The sequence below is a fragment of the Pedobacter fastidiosus genome, from assembly GCF_014306625.1.
GTDB classification, from domain to species: Bacteria; Bacteroidota; Bacteroidia; order Sphingobacteriales; family Sphingobacteriaceae; genus Pedobacter; species Pedobacter fastidiosus.
In genome coordinates this window covers 23,057-45,453 of the sequence record NZ_JACRYL010000017.1, presented here as the reverse complement: position 1 = coordinate 45,453, position 22,397 = coordinate 23,057, and the positions used below count along the sequence as shown (strand labels likewise).

21 protein-coding genes are annotated in these 22,397 nt (G+C 32.6%); all 21 read left to right on the top strand.

From position 1 onward, the window contains the following. Window positions 1-451 precede the first annotated feature (451 nt). The 21 genes from asnB (at window position 452) to H7U22_RS17285 (ending at window position 22,394) form a co-directional block, all read left to right on the top strand. Window positions 452-2,239, top strand: coding sequence for an asparagine synthase (glutamine-hydrolyzing) (gene asnB / locus H7U22_RS17385; RefSeq protein WP_187072615.1), 1,788 nt, complete (start codon window positions 452-454; stop codon window positions 2,237-2,239). Next, window positions 2,229-3,377 (top strand): glycosyltransferase family 4 protein, encoded by a 1,149-nt coding sequence (locus H7U22_RS17380; RefSeq protein WP_187072614.1) that lies wholly within the window; start codon window positions 2,229-2,231, stop codon window positions 3,375-3,377. Before asnB ends, H7U22_RS17380 begins: the two co-directional genes overlap by 11 nt. A gap of 217 nt (window positions 3,378-3,594) precedes the next feature. Then, window positions 3,595-4,449, top strand: a complete 855-nt coding sequence (locus H7U22_RS17375) for an ABC transporter permease (protein ID WP_187072613.1) — start codon at window positions 3,595-3,597, stop codon at window positions 4,447-4,449. A 66-nt stretch (window positions 4,450-4,515) separates the two neighbouring features. Further along, window positions 4,516-5,760 carry an ABC transporter ATP-binding protein gene (locus tag H7U22_RS23155; protein WP_187072612.1) on the top strand — a complete coding sequence of 415 codons (1,245 nt, stop codon included), beginning with the start codon at window positions 4,516-4,518 and terminating at the stop codon, window positions 5,758-5,760. Further along, window positions 5,760-6,647 carry an FkbM family methyltransferase gene (locus H7U22_RS17365; RefSeq protein WP_187072611.1) on the top strand — a complete coding sequence of 296 codons (888 nt, stop codon included), beginning with the start codon at window positions 5,760-5,762 and terminating at the stop codon, window positions 6,645-6,647. Before H7U22_RS23155 ends, H7U22_RS17365 begins: the two co-directional genes overlap by 1 nt. Next, window positions 6,640-7,446: an alpha-1,2-fucosyltransferase gene (locus H7U22_RS17360; RefSeq protein ID WP_187072610.1), complete on the top strand. Its 807-nt coding sequence runs from the start codon at window positions 6,640-6,642 to the stop codon at window positions 7,444-7,446. The genes H7U22_RS17365 and H7U22_RS17360 overlap by 8 nt, the downstream gene beginning before the upstream one ends. A gap of 3 nt (window positions 7,447-7,449) precedes the next feature. Continuing rightward, window positions 7,450-8,349, top strand: coding sequence for an exostosin domain-containing protein (locus tag H7U22_RS23420; protein WP_187072609.1), 900 nt, complete (start codon window positions 7,450-7,452; stop codon window positions 8,347-8,349). After that, entirely contained in the window at window positions 8,333-9,577 is a 1,245-nt protein-coding gene (locus H7U22_RS17350; protein ID WP_187072608.1) for an acyltransferase family protein, read from the top strand. Before H7U22_RS23420 ends, H7U22_RS17350 begins: the two co-directional genes overlap by 17 nt. A gap of 4 nt (window positions 9,578-9,581) precedes the next feature. Beyond that, window positions 9,582-10,511, top strand: a complete 930-nt coding sequence (locus H7U22_RS17345) for a glycosyltransferase family 2 protein (RefSeq protein WP_187072607.1) — start codon at window positions 9,582-9,584, stop codon at window positions 10,509-10,511. Window positions 10,512-10,638: 127 nt separating this feature from the next. Then, window positions 10,639-11,316 carry a DUF268 domain-containing protein gene (locus H7U22_RS17340; protein WP_222621891.1) on the top strand — a complete coding sequence of 226 codons (678 nt, stop codon included), beginning with the start codon at window positions 10,639-10,641 and terminating at the stop codon, window positions 11,314-11,316. Next, window positions 11,313-12,164, top strand: a complete 852-nt coding sequence (locus tag H7U22_RS17335) for an alpha-1,2-fucosyltransferase (protein WP_187072606.1) — start codon at window positions 11,313-11,315, stop codon at window positions 12,162-12,164. Before H7U22_RS17340 ends, H7U22_RS17335 begins: the two co-directional genes overlap by 4 nt. Further along, on the top strand, window positions 12,161-13,111 hold the full coding sequence (locus H7U22_RS17330; protein ID WP_187072605.1) for a glycosyltransferase family protein: 951 nt from the start codon (window positions 12,161-12,163) through the stop codon (window positions 13,109-13,111). The genes H7U22_RS17335 and H7U22_RS17330 overlap by 4 nt, the downstream gene beginning before the upstream one ends. A gap of 20 nt (window positions 13,112-13,131) precedes the next feature. Continuing rightward, window positions 13,132-14,058 (top strand): FkbM family methyltransferase, encoded by a 927-nt coding sequence (locus H7U22_RS17325; protein ID WP_187072604.1) that lies wholly within the window; start codon window positions 13,132-13,134, stop codon window positions 14,056-14,058. A gap of 102 nt (window positions 14,059-14,160) precedes the next feature. Next, entirely contained in the window at window positions 14,161-15,384 is a 1,224-nt protein-coding gene (locus tag H7U22_RS17320; protein ID WP_187072603.1) for a glycosyltransferase family 4 protein, read from the top strand. After that, the gene (locus tag H7U22_RS17315) at window positions 15,375-16,223 is read left to right on the top strand and encodes an FkbM family methyltransferase (RefSeq protein WP_187072602.1); all 849 of its coding nucleotides are present in this window, start codon (window positions 15,375-15,377) and stop codon (window positions 16,221-16,223) included. Before H7U22_RS17320 ends, H7U22_RS17315 begins: the two co-directional genes overlap by 10 nt. Then, entirely contained in the window at window positions 16,220-17,386 is a 1,167-nt protein-coding gene (locus tag H7U22_RS17310) for a glycosyltransferase (RefSeq protein ID WP_187072601.1), read from the top strand. The genes H7U22_RS17315 and H7U22_RS17310 overlap by 4 nt, the downstream gene beginning before the upstream one ends. Beyond that, complete coding sequence (locus tag H7U22_RS17305; RefSeq protein WP_187072600.1) at window positions 17,379-18,146, top strand: class I SAM-dependent methyltransferase; 768 nt, start codon at window positions 17,379-17,381, stop codon at window positions 18,144-18,146. The genes H7U22_RS17310 and H7U22_RS17305 overlap by 8 nt, the downstream gene beginning before the upstream one ends. Before the next feature lie 4 nt (window positions 18,147-18,150). Beyond that, complete coding sequence (locus H7U22_RS17300; RefSeq protein ID WP_187072599.1) at window positions 18,151-19,149, top strand: glycosyltransferase family 2 protein; 999 nt, start codon at window positions 18,151-18,153, stop codon at window positions 19,147-19,149. Then, entirely contained in the window at window positions 19,149-20,300 is a 1,152-nt protein-coding gene (locus H7U22_RS17295) for a glycosyltransferase family 4 protein (protein WP_187072598.1), read from the top strand. The genes H7U22_RS17300 and H7U22_RS17295 overlap by 1 nt, the downstream gene beginning before the upstream one ends. Further along, window positions 20,293-21,456 carry a glycosyltransferase family protein gene (locus H7U22_RS17290; RefSeq protein ID WP_187072597.1) on the top strand — a complete coding sequence of 388 codons (1,164 nt, stop codon included), beginning with the start codon at window positions 20,293-20,295 and terminating at the stop codon, window positions 21,454-21,456. The genes H7U22_RS17295 and H7U22_RS17290 overlap by 8 nt, the downstream gene beginning before the upstream one ends. Beyond that, entirely contained in the window at window positions 21,456-22,394 is a 939-nt protein-coding gene (locus H7U22_RS17285; protein WP_187072596.1) for a glycosyltransferase family 2 protein, read from the top strand. Before H7U22_RS17290 ends, H7U22_RS17285 begins: the two co-directional genes overlap by 1 nt. Window positions 22,395-22,397 lie beyond the last annotated feature (3 nt).

The window sequence follows — 22,397 nt, the reverse complement described above, 5'->3', positions numbered from 1 at the left end:
GCATTTTTTGCGAGCTCATTAATGCCGTTTAAACAAAATAAACAGATTAATAACTGCCGGCTGAAAATTTTTGACACCATGCGAGTGCGGTGGCTTGGACAATCGCTACCTCAAAAATTTGTCCCAAAGGGATTCCTTTGGAATTAGGCCGGCTGAGAGCAGAACGGAGATTTAGTGGTAAGGCCTAGCAAAGAGGAAAGGCAAGAGTTGAAGTTAAAATGATTGCCTAATCAAAGTAGATTAGCAATAAAAAAATATAAATGAATCAGTCATTTTTTAAAATAAAAATGTGACTGAAGGGGCGAAGCTGTGCAAGGATGGTTTATTGGTTCATTTAGTCATTAGTTCATTGGTCCTTGGTTCATTAGTCTTTAGTTCATTGGTGATTGGTTCATTGGTCAGTTGTATTAGTTGGTTTGCAAATATTATCATTTGAGCTCTCCTTATTAAAATGTGTCGAATAGCAGGAATTATTGATCGGAATCAATCTGTTGAAACCCTTAGCCATCGTGTGAAAGCGATGTGTGAGAGCATGCAACATGGAGGTCCTGATGATTCTGGAATTTATGCAGATTTAGATGCCCATGTTTGTCTTGGAAATAGGCGATTGGCCATTTTAGACCTCAGTTCGAGCGGACATCAACCGATGGAGAGTCAAGATCATAACCTCGCGATTACCTATAATGGGGAAATTTATAATTTTAAGGAAATTAGAACAGAATTGATTTCCTTAGGATTTCTTTTCAAAACCCAAACCGATACTGAAGTTATTCTTTACGCTTACCAACAATGGGGAGAAGCATCTTTCGAAAAACTGGATGGCATTTTTGCCTTTAGCATTTTTGATAAGCGCAAACAATGTGTGTATTTAGTCCGCGATTTCAATGGAATTAAACCGCTTTACTATCATTTAGAGAATGGTCAATTGACCTTTGCCTCAGAGGTAAAAGCATTTCAACATGCCAATATTAATCAAGAAGATGAAAATTGGAGGATCTATTATCTAGCTTTCGGCCATATTCCTGAACCGTATACCACGCTAAAGAATGTACATAGCTTTGCAAAAGGGAGCTTTTTAAGATACGATTTAAGAACCGCAGCATGCGAAATTCAATCCTATTTTCAATTTGAGAGCTCTTCATTTATTACTGATGAAAATTACGCCATCAAAAGAATTAGAGAAGAATTAAGTAAATCCATACAACATCAACTTGTTTCTGACGTAAATATTGGGGTTTTATTTAGTGGCGGACTTGATTCGAGCATTATAACGCTTCTCGCCAATCAATTTAGCGAGGATAATTTAAGTTGTATTTCTGCCAATTTTGATGAAATCGATTTCTCCGAACATAAACAGAGAACAGGACTGCTCAATAAAATAAATGCAACCAAAATAGAACGATTGATAACCTATCGGGATTTTGTCCAAAATTTTGAAACTGTACTCCACAACATGGATCAGCCAACGAACGACGGAATTAATACCTGGTTTGTTTGTAAGGCGGCGAAAGAAAACGGGATAAAATCGGTTCTTTCTGGTTTGGGTGCCGATGAATTATTTGGAGGTTACCCTTCATTTGACCGAATTCATAAAATCCAAAACTTAAACTGGTTAAGTAAAAGTAGTTTAAAAAGTATGCGTTACTTTAAGAACATCAAACTTAAACGCTTGTATTATTTAAGTTTAGACTCTCCTATTGGCGAATATTTATGTTTGCGTGGAGTTTATTCGCCCGATGTAATTGCAGAACTTTTAGATATCGACATGAAGACGGTGCTGGATTGCCTTGAAAATATTCCCGTGAGCCCACACATCAAAAATACGAGTAACGAAACTCGAGCCAGCTGGTTTGAGTTCAATATGTATATGCAAAATCAGCTTTTGAAAGATACCGATTTTATGAGCATGAGCCACGGTGTTGAAGTTCGAGTTCCATTCTTAGATCGCAATTTTGTGAGCTTGGTGCTTTCCATCTCAAATGAAATCAAATTTAGTTACGAACAGAAGAAAAAGCTCTTAGTTGAAGCTTATAAAGACGATTTGCCAGCCGAAACTTGGAACAGATCAAAAATGGGATTCACTTTCCCATTTCAGGAATGGATGCGCAAGAATAAAGATATTTCAGATCCTGACCGTTATACCAATAAAAGGGCCAAAACATTGATGCATGCCTTTGGAGATAATAATCTTCATTGGTCTTCTGCATTTGCACTTTACCGAATTTATCATGCCAGCTAAAGTGCTGTTTTTAACGCTGAAAACATTTGGTTTTACGGGAGGAATAGAAAAAGTATGTAGAACATTGTGTAGAGTTTTTTACGATTTAAGTGAAGAAAATACCATCGAACCTTGTGTTTATTCTATGTATGATCGAAATACCGAAAGAGATTCGAGGTATTTGACTAAAGATCAGTTCACCGGATTCAATTTCAATCGAAAATATTTTGTGCTCAAGGCACTTATAAAAGGTTTGAAATCGGATGTAATTGTATTGAGTCATATCCATTTACTCAATGTAGGTTATCTGATTAAGAGGCTTCAGCCGAAAAAAAAAGTTTACCTAATCGCCCATGGAATAGAAATCTGGAGGGCCTTGCCCGAAGCAAAAGTTAATGTGCTCAAAAGTTTAGATAAAATTATTTGTGTCAGCCATTTTACCGCGAGTAAGATCCACACGATGCACGGCATTCCAGAGGCACAATTAGAAGTTTTAAATAACTGTTTGGATCCTTTTTATTACGTTTCTAAAAACTTTGATAAACCTAAAGCTTTATTAAATAGGTACAATCTGAGCGAAGAAAACATCATTTTATTTTCGCTTTCCCGATTGTCATCTTCGGAAAAATACAAAGGTTACGACCATAATATAGAGTTGCTCCCAGCGCTTTTGGAGAAACACCCAAACCTAATTTATTTATTGGGTGGCAAATGGGATGACCTTGAAAAACGCAGACTAGATGAGCTGGTAAAAAAGCATCAATTAGAGAAGCGGATTCGCATTATTGGTTTTGTAGATGAGGCCGAAGTAACGGATCATTTCCTCCTATCGGATATCTTTATTATGCCAAGTAAGAAAGAGGGTTTCGGAATCGTTTTTATTGAGGCGATCGCTAGCGGATTGCAGGTAATTGCTGGCAACAAAGATGGAAGTGTTGATGCATTGCGAAACGGAAGACTGGGCGCTTTAGTCGACCCTGATAACTTAAAGGATATAGAAGAGAAAATTCAGTACTTTTTAGATCATCCTCAAAGTATAAACGATAAACTGATTTTACAACGCGATTGTATGGAAGTTTTCAATTATAATAGATACAAAAAAGCGATAGAAATATTAATTAAGAATGGAAGTACTGGTAAAAAGTTTGTTAACGCTTAACACTAAACACACTGATTAAAACGGCAACCTATTTATTGATTTATAATTTGGGCGTTTTAACACGTGGCAAAGCCACCCCCTTTGGGGCTGTTCGCTGTATCTTTTTGGAAGAGAAAACCAAAAAGGATGCCGCTCCCATCGTTAACGCTAGCGTAATTTCAAGAAAAAAGTAAATAGCCAAGGATACATTTTATTGGAATCAATTAATAAAACAGAAATGAACGATCAAGATCACGATTGGACCATTGAAGCCAAAACCTCATTACTTGATTTAAAGTTCAATGAAGTTTGGGCGTATCGAGATTTATTGTGGCTTCTGGTTCGAAGAGATTTTGTTTCATTCTATAAACAGACCATTCTTGGGCCATTGTGGTTTTTTATTCAGCCTTTGTTTACAACCATCATATTCACTTTCATATTCGGAAACTTAGCTGGAATTTCTACAGATGGTTTACCAAAGCCTCTGTTTTATATGGCTGGAATTACCGCCTGGAATTATTTTGCCGATTGCTTGAATAAAACATCTTCTGTTTTCAAAGACAATGCAGGTATTTTCAGCAAGGTTTATTTTCCAAGGTTAATTATGCCCTTAAGTATTGTGGTGAGTAATCTGGTGAGGTTTGGTGTGCAGATGCTCCTCTTCTTAACCTTAGTGGCTTATTATTATTTCTCTGGTGCAAATTTCCATCCTTCTTGGGCAATCTTACTTTTCCCCATGATTGTTGTTTTAATGGCATTATTAGGTCTGGGCGCTGGCATGATTATTTCAGCTTTGACAACTAAATATCGGGATCTCGCCTTTTTAATAGGCTTTGGCGTCCAATTGCTGATGTATGCGACTACTGTTATTTACCCCCTATCTACCGCGTTAGAAAAATACCCAAAATACAGCTGGATCATCGAATACAACCCCATGACCCCCGTCATCGAAACGTTTAGATATGGCTTTTTGGGCGAAGGGAGTTTTAGCTGGGGAAGTTTGGGGTATGCTACAACTGTTACTGCGCTCCTACTCGTTTTTGGAATTGTAATTTTTAATAAGGTGGAGCGAAATTTTGTTGATACGGTTTAGCCTAACTCTGGAAAAGAGCCCCACCCCAACCCCTCCCCGGAGGAGAGGGGCTTTTGAAATAATATTATGTCGGTAGCCATTAAAGTAGAAAACCTTTCGAAAGCTTATCAGCTTGGCCAAATCGGAACTGGTACAATCAGCAGAGATTTGGAGCGTTGGTATGCTCGCATTCGAGGTAAAGAAGATCCATTTTTGCGCATCGGGGAAAGTAACGATCAGCATAGCAAAAGTGAAAGTAATGTAGTTTGGAGTTTAAAAGATATCAACTTCGAGATTCAGCAAGGCGATGCGGTAGGAATTATTGGGCGGAATGGTGCTGGAAAAAGTACACTATTGAAAATATTGAGTAAAGTAACTGCTCCTACAACTGGAAGAATAACTGGCAAAGGCAGAATCGCCAGCTTGCTGGAAGTTGGAACCGGTTTTCACCCAGAATTGAGTGGCAAAGAAAACATTTTTCTTAATGGAGCCATCTTGGGCATGCGGAAAAAGGAAATTCAGCGTAAATTGGATGAAATCGTTGACTTTGCCGGAATAGAACGGTACTTAGATACTCCAGTAAAAAGATACAGTTCGGGAATGTATGTCCGATTAGCATTTGCGGTAGCAGCCCACTTAGAATCTGAAATTTTAATAGTTGATGAAGTTTTAGCCGTTGGCGATGCCGAATTCCAAAAAAAGTGCCTAGGTAAAATGGGCGATGTAAGCAAAAGCGAAGGCAGAACGGTGTTGTTTGTAAGCCATAACATGGAATCGATTATAAGTTTATGCTCGAGCTGTATTTTACTTAATAATGGTGAAATTATTATTCAAGATAAAGTTGATAAAGTAGTATCAAAATATATTTCAAATTCTGATGGCAACATTATAAATATTGAACACCTAAATCTAAATGCATATGTAAGCTTGAAACAGTTTGAAATTAACAAAAATGTTTTTGAAAGCTTTGATGACCTAATGTTCAATTTGGAAATTGATTCGATTAATATAAATCCTATGTCAGGTTTATCTCTTTTAATTTATAATAGTTATGAAAAAAGAGTAGCGATTATAGATTTAAGAAGTGAGCTATTGGAAAAATCTTCTAAAGAAAAAAACTTCCTAAAATTAAATGGATATATTAAAAACATCAATTTGATACCTGGTTCTTACACAATTGGTTTGTTTATAAATTCTGATTTATGTTCAGGTGATTTTTTAAATATTTTGAAATTTCAAATATCAGAAAAATTTATCGACTCAAAAATAATACCGTATCCAATCGAAGTAAGGGGAACTGTCTCTTTTGCTCATAATTTAAACATCATCTAATGTTTCCAGAAATATTAAGCCAATCAATAATTAATAAATTAACAGAGTATTTTGATCCAACAAAAAAAGGATTTGCAATTGAAATTGGAATTGGTACTGATAATTTTTATTGTGTAGAATATAAAAAATCAGGCTTAAAATGTATAGCTATTGATCCGATTCCACATCAACCATTTGTTAATATTGCTAGAGAACTTAATATTAATTTTGAAAAGGTTTGTATATATGATTTCGAGGGAGAAATTACATTTTATTCTAATGAATTAACAGATTTATCATCAATTAATGAAAATTGGTGGGGAATTGATAAGAAAAACAAACAAAATGTTCAAGCAATTTTGTTTCAAACACTTCTTGACAAATATTCTATAATAAACATTACTTTCTTGAAAGTTGATACTGAAGGTACTGAATTCGAGATTTTAAAACAGTTAGAAGGTATAAATCCAACAAGATTACCCTGTATAATAGAATTTGAATATGGTGGAGGTGGGTTGAAAAAAAATGGTATAAATGGATGGAGTCATGAATACTTTAATAAGGTGATTAAAATATTACATATCTTAAAAAGATTGGGGTATGAACAAGGCTTGATTCTTGAATCAAATGAAATTGAAAATTTATTTTTTGACGTAAATAAGGTAACTAGCTTTGAAAGTTTATTCAAAAATCATTTTGAATATGGAAATTTAATAATTTTTAAAAAGAAGATAAGTAAAACAGAAGAGGTTCAAGAAATAATATCTAAAATTCAAACATATGAGTTGAAAAAAAAATATGATCAATTAATTATTGAAAATCAGAATTTACACGCCAAATACATAAAAACTAAATATTTAAGAAGACTAATTCATAAAGCAAAAAACTTATTTAAAAAGTATGATTAATATTTTAAATTCAGGAGGTCTAGGAAATAATATGTTTCAATTTGCATTTGCTGATTCAGTTAGCAAAAAATTAAAAACTGATTTCATATTTAACACTACCCTTTTAGAGAAATATTTTTTACTTGGAGGGTATAATAACTATTTTAAAAGAAAATACAGATACCTCACATATTTAGCTTCATTAAAATTCAAAAATTATCAATTTACAGATTTAAACCAAGATTTGAATCCTCATATAATTATTAATTCTATTAAAAATCACACAATAATTTATGGCTATTTTCAATCAGAAGAATATTTTGCGAACAATGAACGCGTTAGATCTATATTTAAAATAAAGAAAAAATATAAAATAAATTTTTTAAAAAAGTATTCTGAACAACTGAAAAAAAGTAGAGTTTGTGTAGCAATTCGTTTAGGTGATTATGAAAATTGGAAAATTAGCGAGATTGATAATAATACACCTCTGCTACCAATTGATTATTTTAAACAGGTTTTACATGGTATTGATATAACAGACAAAACAATTTTTTTTATTTCAGATGAAATTGAGAAAATTAAAAACACCTTCAATATTGAAAATGCCATTTTTATAGACAATGAAATTGATAGCTTAATTGCTCTTATGGAAAGTGATATAAATATCATTTCAAATAGTACATTTCATTGGTGGGGTGCTTGGCTTAATAAAAAGCCCAATAAAATTATTTATGTACCTCGTTACTGGCTAGGGCATAAAGTGAATAGGGAATATCCAAAAAAAATTATCCCTAATAATTGGATTCAAATTGACGTTTAATTTGTGAAAATATTTATTCTTCCTGTCAATAAGGTTCTTCAGCCTCCACCTCAAAACTTTATTTACCCAAATCACAATGTAGATTATGGAGTAGAACAGGATTTTTTAATCTGGTTAAATAAAAATCCAGAATTGTTAACTCCAGATTCTGACAAAGCAAATTGGCATTATTTACCAGTCTTTTGGACGAGATGGCACATCAACCACAGCTTTGCAGAAAATAGAGAAGGTTTGGATACATTACAGTATAAGGTTAACAATATACTAATTGATTCAAAAAAAACCTTTACGATAACTCAATTCGATGGGGGTACTTTATTAAACTTGGGAAATGCTTTAGAATTTACAGCAGCAAGAACCATTAACAAAGGTATTGACATTCCAATTCTATGTGCGCTTCACAAGCGACCACTTTTTCCTGTTAAAAAGAAATTTATTGGTTCATTTAATGGATCCATTGGAACTCATCCCTTAAGAAAACAGCTTTTCGATGTCTACCAAGATAATCCGGAAATTAATTTAGGAGGCAACTTGCCTACAAGATTTTATAAAAGATGGATTCAAGGGAAACAATTTAACCTAAATATCATGGCATCTTACATTGCCCTTTGTCCAAGGGGAACAAGTGCCAATTCGTTTCGATTTTTTGAAGCCATGCAACTGGGAGTAGCTCCATGCCTAATTGGCGATATTGATGTTCGCCCATTTCAAAAATATATAAACTGGAATGATTGCAGCTACTTTGTTAAAGACATTGAACAATTATCGCATCTATTAAAGAACCTTAATAAAGGAGAAGCACTCAAAAAAGGGAAACTTGCAAAGAAAATATTCTTCGACAACTTATACTACCAAAAGTGGTGTAAGTATGTAATTATGGATTTAAATGCTTCAATCTCCTAAAGCTGCTAATTATATTGAAGGATTGAATGGCATTAGAGCTCTATCAGCTCTTTTGGTAATATCTACGCATTGGCCTAGTAATTTTCTTTCTTTAAAATTTGGTTGGATAGGTGTTAATATATTTTTTGTTCTATCTGGTTTTTTAATTACCAGAATATTGTTGGAAGAAAAAAAAGGGAGAACAATCAGAAATTATCTAGGGCGTTTTTACTACAAACGTTTCTTAAGAATTTTCCCACTTTATTACTTATTTCTAGCGCTATTAAGTGCAGTAATACTACTTTTAAGTTATAATATGCCGAGCTTACTAAAAAATGAGCTTTGGATGGGAGGTTACAATGCAGTTATAAAAGACATGCCTTATTACCTAACTTATACTTATAATTTAAAGATTAATTTTAGATACTTATTTCATCTGGCCGATGGCTCAAACCAATTTTTTGGGCATTTATGGTCTTTAGCAGTCGAAGAACAGTTTTATTTAATTTTTCCATTTATAGTATATTATGCTTCTTTAAAAAACTTAAAAAGAATTACGATTGCAATTCTTATCATTTGTCCACTTATACGTTTATGGGCATGTATTTATGGCCTAAATATTTTTGAGGATAAATATTGGTTAGGAGAATTTATTTACAGTAATCCCGTCTGCCAGGCAGATGCTTTGGCCGCCGGCGCAGCACTAGTTTTATTTGACTTCAAAATCAAGAAAACCTATTTATTTTTCTTCGTTGTTGCTTCAGTTTTCTTGTGTGTTGGCTTAATTCAGTTATACTTTTTAAGAGAAGCTGGATATTTTTTAATTGAAGGGAAAAGTTTGGGATATAATTTTCCGGGATTTTGGTTAGCTCAGCCGACAAAATACTTTTTGATAAACATCAGGACATTTTATTTATACGATCTAGTAAACCTGTTAGCAGTTTCATTAATCTTACCGTTTATCTTAAATAAACCTATTTTTTCATGGTTTTTCAAGTCGGACATAATGGAATATTTGGGAAGAATTTCTTATGGCATTTATGTCTTTCATAATCCTTTAATTGCATTTTTACGCCTCATTATTGAACCTTTTGGGGGCTTAAAACTATTGGCAGACCATCCAATATTAGAAATTACGATTTTCTTAACTTATTTAGGTATTGTAATCGGGATTTCTCATTTAAGTTATCAGTTTTTTGAGAAGAAAATACTTGCCTTTAAGTACCACAAAAATCTTGAATTAGCCTAGCATTATGCATAACAGCATCTCTTACTTTATCCCAGCTTATAATTGTGAAAATACGATAGAGGAATCAATTGATTCGATTATGGTCGGCAATTTTGAAAGTGGTGATGAACTCGTAATTGTTAACGATTGTTCAACAGACTTAACATCTGAGGTATTGTTAAGGGCTAAAGAAAAATATCCTGAAATTTTAATAATAAATCATTATCGGAACAAAGGAGGCTCCTCCGCAAGAAATACAGCTATTGAAAACTCAAACAATGATCTGCTTTTTTGTTTAGATAGTGATAATGTTTTGGAACCCAATTCGATTTGTTCATTAAAAAATTATTTAATTGACAATAATGCTGATGCTGCATCCTTTCAACATCAGCATTATTTTTCAGAGACGACATTAGATATTCAATATACTTGGACATTACCAAAAGGAGAAACTCCTCTAAGCGACTTTTTAAATGGAAGTAATACTCCAGCTCAACATGGAAATTATTTATTTACAAAAAAAAGCTGGTGCAAAGTTAATGGCTATTCAGAAGGTGTAGGTGCCTTAGATACATGGACATTTGGTCTTAAGCAAGCAATAATGAATTCTAAATTTATAGTATTAGAACATACCCATTATTTTCACAGGCTTCAAAACACCTCTTACTATATTAACGACGCACATAAAAAAATGTGGACGGTTTCTCTAAAAATTATGTTTGCATTACTTCCGTATTTTGACAGGATAGATGAAAAATTTGTAAGTTATATGTTTAAGAATAAGTATAATTGGTTTTATAATTTGCACAAGAGACCAATTATTCTTGTTGATACAGTTAGTAAATTAAGATACTATGACATTGTGCAAGATAAATTATATTTAAGCGTATATCCTAGGCAAAGTATGTATAGGAGAATGATAAATAAAATATTAAGGTTAATAAAATTTGAATAGTAATACACAAACCATAATTTATAAATTTAAAAACAAACTAAAAACTTCGTTTCTTTTTATTTTCCTCAATAAGACTTTAAAGGGTCTTTTGTCTGTATTTAAAAATTATAAATCCTATCATGCTGATTTGAAAAAATTTAAAAACAGCTCTAAAAAAACGAATATAAGGTTCAGCAAGCGTTATAATTTTTATCCTATCTTAACTGATAAAACCTCTATTACGAATATTGAACCTCATTATACTTATCACCCCGCTTGGGCAGCGAGAATTTTAGCTCAAACTAAACCTATAAAACACGTTGATATTAGCTCTACATTAACATTTTGTACGCTTGTATCTGCATTTGTTCCTTTTGAATTTTACGACTATCGGCCTGCAAATCTTCATTTATCTAATTTAAAATCGGAGCATGCAGATTTAACTCAACTTCATTTTGATTCGAATTCGATTTCTTCCTTATCATGTATGCACACACTGGAACATGTTGGCTTAGGAAGATATGGCGACCCAATAGATTATGATGGGGATTTAAAAGCAATGTCTGAACTAAAAAGGGTTCTTGCTGAGGGCGGAGATTTATTAGTTGTTTTTCCTATTGGCAAACCTGTTATCGAGTATAATGCTCATCGCATTTATTCTTATGAGCAAGTTCTTTTACACTTTGAGCCATTAGAATTAATAGAGTTTTCATTGATTCCCGATGATCATGTTAACGTTGGAATTATAAAAAATGCAACCAAAGAACAATCTGATGCCCAAAATTGGGGTTGTGGTTGTTTTTGGTTTAAAAAGACAAAGATTTGATCGCAGTACAAATTGAAGGTCGGATGGGAAATCAATTGTTTCAATATGCTTTTGCCCATGCCACTGCGAAAAAATTAGGAGTTAAATTTTATCTAGATAAAAGTATCGAACCTTATTTACTAACCGAATACTTTAATGTTAAAAAGGATGCAATCCATTTTCTTGATACTTATTTATTTAGAATTAAAGGGTTTAAAAACCTCCTGAGCCATCACTTAAAGAGGATATTTTATCAGAGAGTTAAAATTTCTTTGGGCTTAAAAATAGAAGCATTTTCTAATGAATTATTGTTTAATGAACAAAAATATAAAATTGCAGACCGATTAATGTACCAAGGTTTTTTTCAATCAGAAGATTATTTTTCATCAGCTAAAGATGAAATCAAGCATCTTTTCGAAGTCAAAAACCGTCATCAAGTTACTTTTAAAAAAATAACAGCTAATTTCCCAAAAGACAAAAATATTATAGCAATTCATGTCCGAAGAACCGATTATTTGGAGATTAAACTTGCATTGCCAATAGCTTATTATCATGATGTGATTTCAGAATTCGATTTTGAAAAAAATTTCTTCGTATTCATTTCCGATGATCCAACATTTGTAGAAAATGAGTTCTCTTACATCCATAATAAATATGTTTCTAACAGCAACGCCATTACCGATTTTCAGTTTTTAGTTCATTCTGATACCTGTGTAATCTCTAATAGCTCATTTAGCTGGTGGGGAGCATATTTAAATAAAAAAAATGCAAAAGTTATTGCGCCACAATTCTGGAGCGGCTTTGCAATAAAAAGCGAAGAACCAAAAGGGATTTTGATGAAGAACTGGATTTTAAAGCCTGTTGCATGAATTTAGCACCTGTTGTACTTTTTGTTTATAACCGATTTGAGAACACCAAAATACTCTTGGACTCATTAGCTAAAAACGAACTTGCAAACAAGTCTACACTTTACATTTATGCTGATGGTGTAAAGGAAAATGTGAATCAGGCTGAGCTCGATAAAATTAAAAGTGTAAGAGAATTAATTTATAGCTACAAGTGGTGCAACGAAGTATTTATTATCGAATCCGAAAAAAATATTGGCTTAGCAAATTCGATTATAACTGGGGTAACTGACACAGTAAATAAATACGGTAAAGTAATTATTCTGGAAGATGATCTTAATTTGTCGCCATATTTCCTCACCTACATAAACGATGCTTTAGACTTATATCGAGAGGATAAACGCGTTGGACAAATAGGATCATGTAATTTCTTTGCAAATGGATCAAAGTTTCCATCTACATTTTTTGCTCCATTTGCAGATTGCTGGGGATGGGGAACCTGGGCAGACCGATGGAATAAGTATGAGTATGATGCAGAGAAATTATTATCGGAACTGAAAGAAAGGAGATTAATGAAAAAATTTAATCTCAACAATAATTCTGATATGGAGGGAATGCTAATGGCCCAAATAAAACAACAATTTAATACTTGGGATATTCAATGGTTGGCAGTTTGTGTTCTCAATAATTGGCTTACATTATACCCAAATTTCTCAACTTCACAGCATTTATATCTTGGTAGTGCAACACATAATACAACTAACTTAAACCCTCCCTTACTTCAAAAAAAGCTAGAGCTTGAAACTCTTCAACCCATCGTTTTACCTAAAATACTAAAGGCAATGGAATTGGGCTATAGTGGGCGGAGCGATTTTTACGGCAATAAACTAAAAGTACAAAAAGATAGTCGCTACTTTAAAAATAGAATAAGAAAAATAGCAACTAACATTAAAATGTTTTTTACGCGTTAAACTAAATCGGCTTTGGCCTCATGATTAAAAAACTATTCAAGAAAATTTTACAATCAATAGGGATTCAAATTTCCTTAACTGATAATACTGATCCAAATCAGATTACCGAAAAAAAAATTGGAAATTATATTATGAAACTGAATCATAGTCATATTCATAATTCGAAATTTATATTTGAAAACTATGATAAAAATCTTTCTAGATTGGTTAAGAGTGTTAAGCAAAAATTTGCCGATTCGAGTGTAATTGATGTGGGTGCAAATATTGGAGACAGTGTTGCCATTATTAAACAGCTATCAGACGTACCCATAATATGTATTGAGGGGGATGATAAATATTTTAAACTTCTAAATGCCAACATTAAACAATTTGACAATGTTGTAGCCATTAATTCTTTCCTAGGCGAAAAGGCAGAAATAATTGATGGGGAACTTAAATACGATAGTGGAACATTAAAAATAGATCTGTCTGCAAGCAACAATAAAATAACTATAAATACTTTAGATGATCTTTTTATTCAAAACGAGCATCTATTCAAAAATTGCAAATTTCTTAAAATCGATACTGATGGCTTTGATTTTAAAATATTAAAGGGTGCAGTTAACTTAATTAGAAGGCAAAATCCTGTTTTATTTTTTGAATATTCTGAACAACATTTAAGAGAGGCGGGAGACGATGGATTATTGCTGTTTGAGATGATAAAAGAGCTTGGATACAAATATTTGGCATATTATGATCATACGGGTAGGTTTATGCTCAGTACCAACTCAGACAATGTTTCTTTAAGTAATCAAATGCACAATTATATATCTAATTATAACTCAGTGATTCCTTATTTTGACATTGCTGCTTTCCAGGCTACCGACCAAGATATTTTTGAGCAAACGATAGAGGAAGAAACTAAAATAAATCGTTCAGGTCCTAATAAGTTGCTTTACAATCCATAATGATTTTTAACGCAGTTATGAAAAGTTTTATTCAAGTGTACATGATTTGCTTTATAACTAACAAATTGTTTAAAAACGGAAGATACTCTATTGCAAAAAAGCATGCTTAAAGTAAAAATTGGAATTCCATTTAACGAGAACTATGCGCCTAATGCTGGTGGAGGTTTTTCATATACTACGCAGCTTATAAAAGCAATAGATAATCATCAATTTAATGAACAGATAGAAATCGTTTTTTTGGATTTCACGGGAAAAAGCCAAATTCAGTTTAAAAAACAGCTCCTTTCTTTCCATCCATTTAAAAATGCAGGGTTTAAGGATTTTGTTAGAAAAACCAAGATTATCCTTTTAAAAAAACTAGCATTTGGTTATTTCAAGACATTGCTTAATCGCATTGAAGGCAAGCATGCAAAAGCCAGGGGATTGTACATTGCTCAACACTTACAGGAAAATAAAATAGCCTTTTTGTTTTATGCAAATCCAGATGGGAACACATTCGATTATCCTTTTGTAACTACGCACTGGGATATTGGGCACTCATCTACCTATATGTTTCCTGAATTTACAGAAGCCTTTGAATCTAGAAAACATTATTACGAACAGATCATTATAAAGGCTTTGGCGGTATTAACAGAAACAGAAACTGGCAAAAAAGAGCTAGTTAAATATACCAATCTAAATGAGAAGCGCATTTTCGTAATGCCAATGTTTCCTGGGGCAATAATTAATCATAATGTAAATAAAGATGAACAGCAGGCTATTTTAAATCGATATGGATTAAGAGAAAATGAGTTTTTTATATATCCTGCACAATTCTGGGCACACAAAAATCATATTATCCTAATTGATTCATTAAAACTAGTATTGGCCGAAAAACCGAATGTAAAACTTGTCTTTACAGGATCAAACAAAGGAAATTTAGATTACATAAAGAACTATATTCAGAATGAAAACCTTGGAGAACACATTAAAGTTCTCGGTTTTGTATCAAATGAAGAATTATACACTTTTTACAAAAATGCAATCGCATTAACGATGCCGACTTTTTTAGGGCCGTCTAACATGCCTCCATTGGAAGCCGCGAATTTAGGTTGCCCAGTTATATTAAGCGATTTAGAAGGGCACAGGGAGTTAATGGGAGCTTATGCTTCTTATTTTAATCCACTCAACACTGAAGAGCTATCAGAGAAAATGTTGTTTCAAATAAATATGCAGAAGAGCAAAAAAGATTTTGAAAACAAAGACATTTTTAGCGTAGGCAATGCGATGGTTGCATTTGAAACTGCTCTTTTAGAAATTATCCAAGTCAGGAAAAATTGGCAATAACAATCGCTAAAATTAAATCCTTTAGAATTTTTTCTTTGACAGAAAAAATTTCACTCATAAGTGAGCTATATTTTAATTCAACAGGTAAAATTAAAAACCTAATTCATTCTAGGTTTTTACTAGAAAAGCTTTACCAAATAAATAGCAAGATATTAAAAGCCGATCACGGTTTTATTGTGAAAAATTTAAACGGAATATCTTCTTTTGTAAGAAAGAAAACAAGCGATAGTTATGTTTTCAAACAAATATTTTTAGATCAAGAGTATTTACCTTTATTAAAATTAATTGAGCAAAATAAAATTTCGGTAAACACAATATTAGATTGTGGTGCAAATGTTGGCTACACTACTACTTACTTAATAAAAGCATTTCCAACAGCAACTATCTATTGTATTGAACCAGATTTTGAAAATTCAAACTGCATAAAACAAAATATAAAGTTGAATGATCTTCAAAATACAACTGTGATTAATAAAGGAGTTTGGGGGAAAAAAGCTTTTTTAAAAATAACCAAAGATTTTAGAGATGGCGAAAGCTGGTCATTCTCACTTGTTGAAGTTAAGGAAGAACGCGATTCGGATGTTACCGCTATTACTTTAAGTCAGTTAATTAATCAATACAATATCCAAACAATAGATATTTTAAAAATTGATATTGAGGGTGCTGAAAGGTATTTATTTGAAAACGACGAGGAAACTGCATTTTTTTTAAGCAGAACAAAATGCATTGCCATTGAGATTCATGATGAGTACGAAAGCAGAGAAATGATTACATCAAAGCTCTTAAAAAATGGATTTAAACTTCAAAACAGTGGAGAATTAACTATGGGCTATAAATGAAAATCTGGCTTATAGGTAGTATTACACCTGTAAATGATGTTGCCGGTCCATTAATTATTTATAGGCATTTTAAATATTTTGAAGAAAATGGCCATCAGTTGAAAGTCATTACCCATCAGTATGCCGGCTATCAAGAAGGAGAGAAATGGGAAACCATAAAACTATCTCATACCAAAGCCATCAAGTTTTTTAGAAGGATTTTTTTTAGAAAACACCTTAGGTGGATTGGTGAAGAAATTGTTTCTTATCTTCTTTATTTAAAAGCAAAAAATGAATTCAAAATTGATCATCCAGATGTGATTTTAACCACTTGGAGCGATTATCTTTTACCTTGTGCCTATCGTTTATCAAAAAAACATAAAATCCCATTGGTTATTTTTTGCCATGATGATCTTGAAAATCAAATCAGCTCAGATTTTATCAATAATTTTATTAAGCGTAAAAGGTTAAAACAATTTTATCAATTTGCTAATGCCCGATTGTGTGTTGCAACTGGTATGAACGAGGAATTTCAAAAAAGATATGGCGTTTGGGGAGATGTGCTTTACCCTATCGGAGGCTCAATCTTCACTAAAGCATCCATCAATAATGAGAATGCAGAAAAAAAGATAACTTTCGGCTACTTTGGTTCGATCAGTAATGGGGCTCTACCCTTACTATTCTTAGCCGATTGTTTATTGGAACTGAATGCTGAGCTACACATTAGCAGTACCGGTTTCCCTAAGGATGGGCCATTTACTGAACATAAAGCCATTAAAAATATTGGGTTTTTTAAAGAACGAAGAAATCTAATTAATTATATTGATGAAACCATTGATGTCTGTATGGTTGCACAATCTTTTGATGTAACGGATAAAGTATTTTTAGAGACAAATTTTCCTTCTAAACTTATTGACATGATGGGTTTTAATTTGCCTATCCTAATTTTAGCGCCAGAATATGGTAGTTCAGCAAGATTAGCAAAGAGCTATCCAGAAGTTTTTAATTACATCAACAAATTAGATAAAGAATTAGTTAAGGCATCTGTTACCATTCTTCAAAATCCTACGTATAGATTAGAAAAATCATTAAAAGTAACAGAACTTTATAAAAAGACTTTTGATCCATTAATTATTCATAACCAGTTAGAAACAATCCTTACAAAAATCGCTAATAATGCTTAATTGTAGTTTATGCAAAAGTTCGGATGTAAAATTGTACTTAAAACTTAATGGGAGGGTTCAAATTTATGAGTGCAACACATGTACCAATGCCTTTACATACCCAGCACCCAAACCGATTGAATATAAGGAAAAAGATTTTCACCAACAGTTTGGCTTTAATACTATTAATGATCTGCCTTCGCAATGGAAAAAAAGCTTATTAAAGCAACTAAAATTGATTGGAAAGTATATCAAACCAAATGGAAATATTTTAGAAATTGGTTGTGGACAAGGACTATTTTTATCGCTTCTAAAAAACGAAGGTTATAGTGTTTATGGAATTGAACCCAGCGTAAAAGCTTCGGCTATTGCAAGGAATAACGGTCTAAATATTAAGACGGGTTATTTTCCAGATGAAAATTTCGAAAATGTAAAGTTTGATCTAATTATAATGGCTCAGGTTTTGGAACATGTGGAGCAACCAATAGAATTACTTAAAAGCATTTCGGACTTAAACAAAGGTGCGCAATTGCTTTTGGTGCAAACTAATTTTAAAGGCCTTGTTCCTTTAAAACAAAAAAAAATCTGGTATGGATGGGTTCCGGATCAGCATTTTTGGCATTTTACGTCGAAAGGGGTCAGAAATTTAATGAGGTCTCTCAATTTAAAGACTGTAGAAATTGAATATAGTACGCTTGAGCATAACAACTATTGGTTATCCAAACTTACTTCTATTATTCCCAACACAGGAGATCAGCTTCATGCTATTATTAAACTTTAGCTAATTGACTAGAAAAGTAATCTGTATAACACCAATTAAAAATGAAGCTTGGATTTTACCCATATTTTTAAAATCGGCAAGTTTATGGGCAGATCACATTATTATTTCGGATCAAGGATCAACCGATGAATCTGTTGTTATTGCAAAATCTTTTGAAAAAGTTATTCTAATCGAAAATAAAGGGCTTGGCTATAATGAAGCAGAAAGACAAGCTCAACTCATTGATGAGGCAAGAAAAATTGAAGGCAACAATAATATATTCATGGCATTAGATGCCGATGAATTGCTAGTTAACTATCATAATAACCCAGAATGGGAAGCCTTAAAAAATGAAACTCCAGGAACTACATTTTGGTTGCCATGGCTAAATATTTTACCCGATTTTGTGGATTTTTATGCATCAACGGGTGGCGAAATGCTTTTTGGATACATTAATGATAATCGCAAACATAAGGGCAATACCATCCACAGCCCAAGAGTACCATCAGATTTAACCGAGAAAAAAGTAATTTTTAAAGCTTTAAAAATCCTTCATTTTCAGTATGCCCTTAAAGAAAGACTTTTAAGCAAGCACCGTTGGTACGAATGTTTCGAAAAAATTAAGCACCCGCACAGAAACAATATTGATATTTATAGACAATACCATCACATCGATCTTCCAGTTAAAAATATAGAAAAAATTAATCCGGAATGGCTTAAAAAATTAACAGAAAATAAAATTTATTTAGCTGATATTAAAGACGATGGAAATTATTGGTGGGATAAAGAAGTTTGTTTATGGTTTGATCAATTTGGTCTAAAACATTTTAAAAAACTAGCAATCTGGTATCCCGATTGGCCAAAAATCTATTCAATCAACATTAACAAAAATCCATCTCACATTAAAGATCCAAGAAATACTTTAGATAAAATGGTGCACCATTGGTTGGCAAAATCACAATCCAATAGGTTTAGTTTTAAAAACAAAGTAATTAATAAGTTTTTGAGGATAATCAATTGGTAATGAAAATTGCTTATATCACAAATACAGACCCAACCGATCTTCATAGCTGGTCTGGCCTTACATACTACATTTCTCAAGCGCTCGAAAAAGCAAAAAATGAAATTATTTATATCCAGGTTGCAAGCCCAAAAGTTGGTCCAATCTTAAAATTAAAACAAAAATTATATCCAAAAATAACTGGAAAATTTATTCAGCCAAATCGTTATCCTTCCTTTTATAATCAATATTCAGCATCAATTAAAAATGCGTTAAAAAACTTATCTAATGTTGATTTTCTGTTTAGCGATTCTTCTGAACTAATTGCTTTGGCTTCGGGAAATTTACCAAAAGCTTTTTGGGTTGATGCCTCCTTTGCTGGGATAGTAAATTATTATCAAGAGTTTTCTCTTTTGCACAAGCAAACAATAAGACAGGGAAATAAATTAGAACAAAAAGCATATGATAACGCGACTTTAGTCTTTTTTGCTTCGGAATGGGCCGCTTCTACTGCTAGAGCAAATTACAAGATCGATGAAGCGAAGATTAAGATTGTTCCTTTTGGAGCAAACTTGTCTGGAATACCAACAGAAAGCGAAATAAAAAAAGTTATTAAAAACAAACAGATAGAAACGTGCAAACTACTTTTTTCGGGAGTGGACTGGAACCGAAAAGGAGGACCTTTAGCCCTAGAGATTACTGAAAAATTAAACAAAAGTGAAATAAAAACGCAATTGATAATTTCTGGATGTAAACCATTTACAGCCGGCACCGAACCGTCTTACGTTAAACAGATTGGATTTTTATCCAAAAAAAATCCCGAGCAAAAAAAAATATACGAAACTTTATTTAACGAGGCACATTTTCTGCTTGTACCTTCTCAGGCAGAATGTTATGGCTTGGTTTATTGTGAGGCGAATGCCTATGGCCTTCCAGCTTTAGCAACAAAAACAGGTGGAATTCCGACAATTATTAAGGATGAAGTAAACGGAAAAACATTTGAATTAAATGCTTCAGTCGATGAGTATGTCAGTTTTATTAAAAAATATTTTTTGGATGCAAACTTATACCAAGACTTGAGTTATAAGTCTTATCAGGCTTATACCAATAATTTAAATTGGGATGTAGCCGGAAAAAAGGTTTCCAAAATTTTAAGTGAACACACAATTGGATAACCCAAAAAAATTACTTTTTGTCCACGATAGATTACCTGCAGAAGGTATATCGGGTATGATTGTTTTTTTAAGGCATTTTTTAAGATTGCAAAACTGGGAGATTCATATTTTGATTCCAGAAAATGCCTCCAACATAGAAGTGATCAATGGATATCCAAAAAATTTTTTTGTCCATACCTTTAAATTAAGAAGGCGTTTGTGGCCTCCATTTAGAGAACATAATTCTTTTTTAGTTAATGTTAGACTGTTTCTATTAGAGAAAGCTTTTAGAAAAATTGTTAATAGAATTAAGCCTGATGTAACCATTTCGGTACTTTATCATTATTATAGTGTAGTAATGGCCAATTTATGCAATCGGATAAAAATTCCTTTTGTATTGTTTTTGCACGATCGTTGGGATGATAAAACCAAAAAACTGAAAGCACAGCAATCAAGATTATATTACGGAGAGAAAACCATAAAAAAAAGTGATTATATTTTTTCTGTAACCGATAACTTGGTTAAGCTTTATCTTCAGGATTTAAATGCAAATTATGAAGTACTTCCGCCTATTCCTGAAGGTTATACGACACCAATACCGTTAAAGAAAAAAGATACTTTGCTTTATGCAGGTTCGGTAGATCAACATCACGTTCGTCTTTTCGATCAAATTTTACCTGTATTAAAGGCAAACAATTATACTCTTGTGGTGCTTACCAATGAGCTTGAAAAGCTTGACGATTTAAAAAATAAGCATCAAAATTTAGATTTAAAAAAATCACTTCCAACAAATCGCGAAGCGCTTGCTTTTATTGCATCTAATGCCTCGGCAATTCTAGTAAATTATGGTATTAGCGAAGCAGAGAATCCAGATTCTTTATACAGCTTTCCAAGCAAATTTATTGAATATATACATTTAGAAATTCCAATAATAACATTAACACCAGAAAACAGCCCATTTTATAAATTTTTGAAAGAAAATAAATGGCCGTTAATTCTAGAAGGACCAATTGTAGAAAATATGTCGATACAATTGGGTTTGATAAAAGATAAACTTGCTCTCGATAATTTTGAAAATATTCAGAAAGAGTTAGTTGATAATCAGTATAATCCTTTTCAAATTCAAAAAAGGTTTGAGTTGGTTCTTGAACAACTTTTGGAGCAAAAAACCAATTAGTGAAAAGAATTGCCATTTGTATTCCTGCTTACAATGCAGAGGCTTACTTACCAAGGTTATTAAAATCGGTAAACGAACAGCTTATCCCATTTGATGAGGTTTTAGTTTATGATGATGCTAGTACTGATTCAACTCGCAATATTGCTTTACAATTTAAGGCTTCTGTAATTACGGGCGATTTTAATATTGGCTGTTCTGCCGGAAAAAACATTCTCTTAAGCAAAACGAATTGTGATTACCTGCATTTTCATGATGCTGATGACGAACTTCTTCCGAGGTTTACGAGCTTGGCACATCAATGGATTAAAAAATCAGAATGTCCGGATGTAATATTATTTGATTTTGAATGGCGTGAGCAAGATACTGGTCAACTTATTGGAAAATCAGATTTCGATAATTCTAAGCTTAAAAAAGACCCAATAAGATATACAATATTAAATCAGGTTAATCCATTTTGTGGATTATATAATGTAGCAAAGTTAAAAGCAGTTGGTGGTTATGATGTTGATCCCAAAATATTATACAATGAAGATGTTGCTTTTCATTGTAAATTGGCAATAGCAGGCTTTAGCTTCGGTTCAGAAAAAGAAATTTCGATAATAAACTGGCGAATAACGAGTTCTATGTCGGCTTCAAATCAACTAAAATGTGCTCAGGCGCATTATGAAGTTATGAAAATCAATGCCCATAGGCTAAATCATAGCTATCAAAAAGAAATTGCTTATAAGCTATGGCATAATGCAACTTCGCTGGCAAGCATGTCTGATTGGGAAACTTCAGATAAAGCAGTTAAATTGGCTACAACCCTTAGCGGAAGATACCCTGATCACGAATCTTTCTTGATAAAACTGTTCTGTATAATAAATCCATATTTTGGAATTTACTTAAGAGAACAATTAATTAGAATCCTAAAACCAGAGTTAAGAACAAAAAACTAAATA